General features: G+C 74.7%; 4 protein-coding genes. All 4 read left to right on the top strand.

The window, feature by feature from the left end; translation table 11 throughout:
• Window positions 1–222: 222 nt before the first annotated feature.
• The 4 genes from ACFV5N_RS25365 (at window position 223) to ACFV5N_RS25380 (ending at window position 4,188) form a co-directional block, all read left to right on the top strand.
• Complete coding sequence (locus ACFV5N_RS25365) at window positions 223–1,449, top strand: ROK family protein (protein WP_385604139.1); 1,227 nt, start codon at window positions 223–225, stop codon at window positions 1,447–1,449.
• Window positions 1,450–1,773: 324 nt separating this feature from the next.
• Window positions 1,774–2,460, top strand: coding sequence for a hypothetical protein (locus tag ACFV5N_RS25370; RefSeq protein WP_385604141.1), 687 nt, complete (start codon window positions 1,774–1,776; stop codon window positions 2,458–2,460).
• 9 nt (window positions 2,461–2,469) lie between these two features.
• Window positions 2,470–3,255 (top strand): hypothetical protein, encoded by a 786-nt coding sequence (locus ACFV5N_RS25375; RefSeq protein WP_385604144.1) that lies wholly within the window; start codon window positions 2,470–2,472, stop codon window positions 3,253–3,255.
• Window positions 3,256–3,369: 114 nt separating this feature from the next.
• Window positions 3,370–4,188 (top strand): SAM-dependent methyltransferase, encoded by an 819-nt coding sequence (locus tag ACFV5N_RS25380; RefSeq protein WP_385604147.1) that lies wholly within the window; start codon window positions 3,370–3,372, stop codon window positions 4,186–4,188.
• The last annotated feature ends 31 nt before the right edge of the window (window positions 4,189–4,219 follow it).

A 4,219-nucleotide genomic window follows, 5' to 3' on the forward strand; every position in this document is an offset into this window, starting at 1 on the left:
GCACGGCACGGCACGGCCGGGGGGACGGATATCCGGGCCGCGCGCCCCGGGCGGCCACCGCGGCCCGACGGTGTACCGCCCGGCCGGGTGTCGCGGGCCGCGCGTGGCCGCGTTGCGGTGTGCGCCGGTCGCCCCGGTGTGTCATGGCCGCCGGGGCAGCGCCCGGACACGGCCCCTCCCCCGCACCTCCGTCCCGTCGTCCCCTCGCTCCCGGGAGTTCCGTTGCCCCCCAGATCCCCGCAGTCGCAGGCCCAGGTGCGCCAGCACAATCTCTCCCGGGTGCTGCACGCGCTCGCCGACGAAGGGGCGCTGTCGCGCGCCGAGGTGGCCGGGCGGATCGGGCTGACCCGGGCCGCCGTCTCCACGCTCGTGGACGAACTGCTGCGCGGCGGGCTGCTGAGCGAGCGCGGCCCCGGGCGGTCGGGTTCGGTGGGGCGGCCGGGCAGTCAGCTGGTGCTCGCCGATCAGGGGCCGTGCGGCTTCGGCGCCGAGATCGGCGTCGACCATCTGACGGTCTGCGCGATGGACCTGCGCGGCGCCGTACGGGCCCGGATCGATCACCGCATGGGGCCCGGCGCCCATGAACCCGGTGCCGTGCTGGCCGAGCTGACCGCGCTGCTCGACCGGCTGGCCGCCGAGGCCGCCACCCACCGGCTGTGGCCGGCCGGGCTCGCGGTGGCCGTGCCGGGGCTGGTGGCCCGGGGCACCGCCACCGTCACCCGGGCGCCCAACCTCGGCTGGCGCGAGGTGGATCTGGCGCCCCTGCTGCCGTCCGGCCAGGGCCCGCTCACCGTCGACAACGAGGCCAACTTCGGTGCGCTCGCCGAGTTGTGGGAGGAGCGCGGCGCGGCGGGCACCGGCAGTTTCGTGCATGTGTCGGCCCGGATCGGCATCGGTGCGGCGATCGTGGTGGACGGTGCCGTGCTGCGCGGCGCGCACGGCTTCGCCGGTGAGCTGGGCCATGTCCCGGTGCGGCCCGGCGGTCCGCCGTGCTCGTGCGGGGCGCGCGGCTGTCTGGAGACCTACGCCGGGGAGGCGGCGCTGGTGCGCGCGGCGGGCCTCGCCCCGGGCGCGGAGCCGGGCGGGCGTACCGGTGAGCTGGCCGAACGCTGCACCGCAGGCGACCCGGCGGCGCTGCGGGCGGTGCGGCAGGCGGGTTCCGCGCTGGGTATCGCGCTGTCGGGCGCGGTGAACCTGCTCGATCCGCAGCGGGTGGTGATCGGTGGTTCGCTGGCCGAACTCTCGCCGTGGCTGCTGCCACCGGTCCGCCGGGAGCTGGCCCGCCGCACCATGCTGACGGCGGGCGGCCGGACCACCGCGACCCCGGTGACCGGCTCGCTGATCGGCCCGGCCGGTCCCCTGCTGGGCGCGGCGCGCAGCGCGGTGCGCGGGGCGCTGGACACCCCGGCCCGGCTGCTGACGGCGCCGGGAGGCGGCGCCATGCTGTGACCGGGCGGGCGGGACGGGCGGGGTGGGCGACCGGAGGTGGTGCCCGGCCGGAGCGGCCGGGGCCGGGCCACGCCCCCGGTGCCCGGCGCGCCGATCACCGCCGGGCGGGGGGGGCGGGCCCGGTGCGCGGCCGACGGGCCCGGGGCCCGGCCGCGCGGCGCCCGCGGGGAGCGTGCGCGCCGGTGCCGCCGCCATGGTGGCCGGTCAACACCCCATGCACACAGATGAGTTGTTCATGCGCCACTGAATGGTTTTTCATCACATCAGGCGAAAACACCGTCTCCGTCGTGCGGCTCTCCGCACCCCCCGCGCACAATCGCCCCCGTGACCACTGGGCAACGAGCGCGACGTGCCGCCGTCGGCGCCGGGTGTGCGTTTCTGGTGCTGGCCGCCGCCTCCGGGGCGGCGGCCGGCGGTGTCGGCGGCGAGGCTCCGGGCCCCGGTGCGGGCGCGGACTCCGAGGCGACCGTGATCATCGGAACGGAAGGACCCGGCGGCGGGGTGGTGATCCGGCACGGCGGCGGGTGCTCCTCGGTGTCGGTCAGCGGCCCGGACGGCACCCCGGCGGTGGTGATCGAGCACGGCACCTGCCGGCCGCCTGAGCCGCCCCCGCAGCCGGAACCGCCGGTGCCGCCCGCGCCCGAGCCGCCGGAGCCCCCGGCACCACCCGCTCCCCCGGAGCCGCCTCCGCCCGCACCGGCCCCGGAGCCCGAGCCCGAGCCCGAGCCCGTACCCGAGGCTCCCCCCGCGCCGCCGGAACCGGAACCGGCCCCGGAGCCACCGCCGGAACCCGAACCGGAGCCGGAGCCCACCCCCGAACCCCCGGCGGAGCCCGAACCCGAACCCGAACCGGTGCGGTTCGTCGCCGGCCCGCCACCCGCCACCGGCGCCGACCGCCCCGATCACAGCATGCCGATGACCACCCGCACCCTGCTGATCCTGGCTCCCGCCGTGCTGGCCGCCGCCATCCTGCGCCCGCGGACCCGTCCGGGACCGCGCAGCACCTCCTAGGAGAACCGCTTGTCCGACTGGCTCGTTCTGCTGCTCACCATCGCCGCCACCTGCGCGGTCATCTTCGTCGCCGTCCAGCTGCGGCACCGGCGCGCCGCCTCACGCCCCGCGGAGAGCGAGGACACCACCGAGACGCCGGACGTCATCGAGTACATGACGATGATGGTCGGCGTGGTGTACGCCATCGTGCTGGGCCTGGCCATCGCCGGGGTCTGGGAGGAGCGCGGCGCCGCCGAGGAGTGGGTGCGCCAGGAGGCCCAGGCGCTGCACGAACTCGGCGAGCGGGCCCAGGTGTTCCCGCAGGACACCGAGGCGGAGGTACACGGTGCCGTGGAGCGGTACGTCGGCTACACCGTGGAGGAGGAGTGGTCGTACATGATCGACAACGGGGGCCTCAGTGAGGACGGCGACGAGCTGTTCGCACAGCTGCGGCAGACCGTGTCCGGCCTTCAGCCCGCCAACGCCCCGCAGGGGTACGCGTACGAGGGCATGCACCAGCAGCTGGCGAGTGCCGCCGAGGCGCGGGCGAGCCGGGGGCTGAGCGCCGAGTCCACCCTTCCTGCCGTGGTGTGGCTGGGGCTGATCACCGGCGGGGCGGTGGTGGTGGGCATGCTGTTCGCGCTCCAGATCCGGCGTACCGGACGGGAGTTGCTGCTGGCCGGTCTGTTCAGCGCGCTGATCGTGTTCCTGCTGTACCTGATCTGGCACTTCGACTTCCCGTTCGCCCGCGGGCTGAACGACTCGACGGAGGCGTTCCGTACCCTCTTCCCGCAGGTTCTGCCCGAGGATGGGTAACTCCCCGCTGTTTTGGGCCGCTTGACAGTGTGTCGGGTTGGGACGGGGCCCTTTCACGGGGCGGGTGGGGCGCGGTTAGTCTGACCCGCACGTGCTGAGGGATGGAGAACCGCGATGTCGCACGAGAACACCGCCCCCGGGAAGGGCCAGCCCACGTTCATCGATACCAGCAAGCCGAGCATCGCACGGGTGTATGACGCCGTTCTCGGTGGCAAGGACCATTACGACGTGGACCGCGTCGTCGCCGACCAGGTGCGCGTCACCATGCCGCACATCGGCGACGTCGGCCAGTACAACCGGCAGATCCTGGGCCGGATCGTGCGCCATCTGGCCGCCGAGGCCGGGATCCGGCAGTTCATCGATCTGGGTGCCGGGCTGCCGACCCTGGAGAACACGCACCAGGTGGCACAGCGGTACGCTCCCGGCGCGCGGGTCGTCTATGTCGACAACGATCCGATCGTGCTGGCGCACGGCCAGGCGCTGCTCCAGGTCGATGACCAGACGGCCGTGGTGACGGCGGACCTGCGCGATCCGCAGGGGGTGCTGAACCACCCGGACGTGCAGCGGCTGATCGACTTCTCGCAGCCCGTCGGGGTGCTGCTGATCGGCATCCTGCACCACCTGCACGACGACGAGGACCCGAAGGGCATCGTGCAGTCGTACATGGCGGCGGTGCCGTCCGGCAGTTACCTGGCGATCACCTGCTTCGCCGACACCGGCCCGGAGGCCCGGGCGGTGGAGGAGACGATGCTGGAGTTCCTGGGCACCGGCCGGTTCCGCACCCTGGCGGAGATCGAGGACTACTTCGAGGGCTTCGAGCTCCAGGAGCCCGGGGTCGTGGCGCTGCCGCAGTGGCGGCCCGACGAGCCGGTCACCGAGCCGCTGAGCGTCGCCCAGCGGCTGATGCAGGGGGGCATCGCGTACAAGAAGTAGCGTGCGGAGCGGTAGCCGTCCCGTTCAGGCC

This window comes from Streptomyces sp. NPDC059853 (assembly GCF_042731495.1).
Taxonomy (GTDB): Bacteria; Actinomycetota; Actinomycetes; order Streptomycetales; family Streptomycetaceae; genus Streptomyces.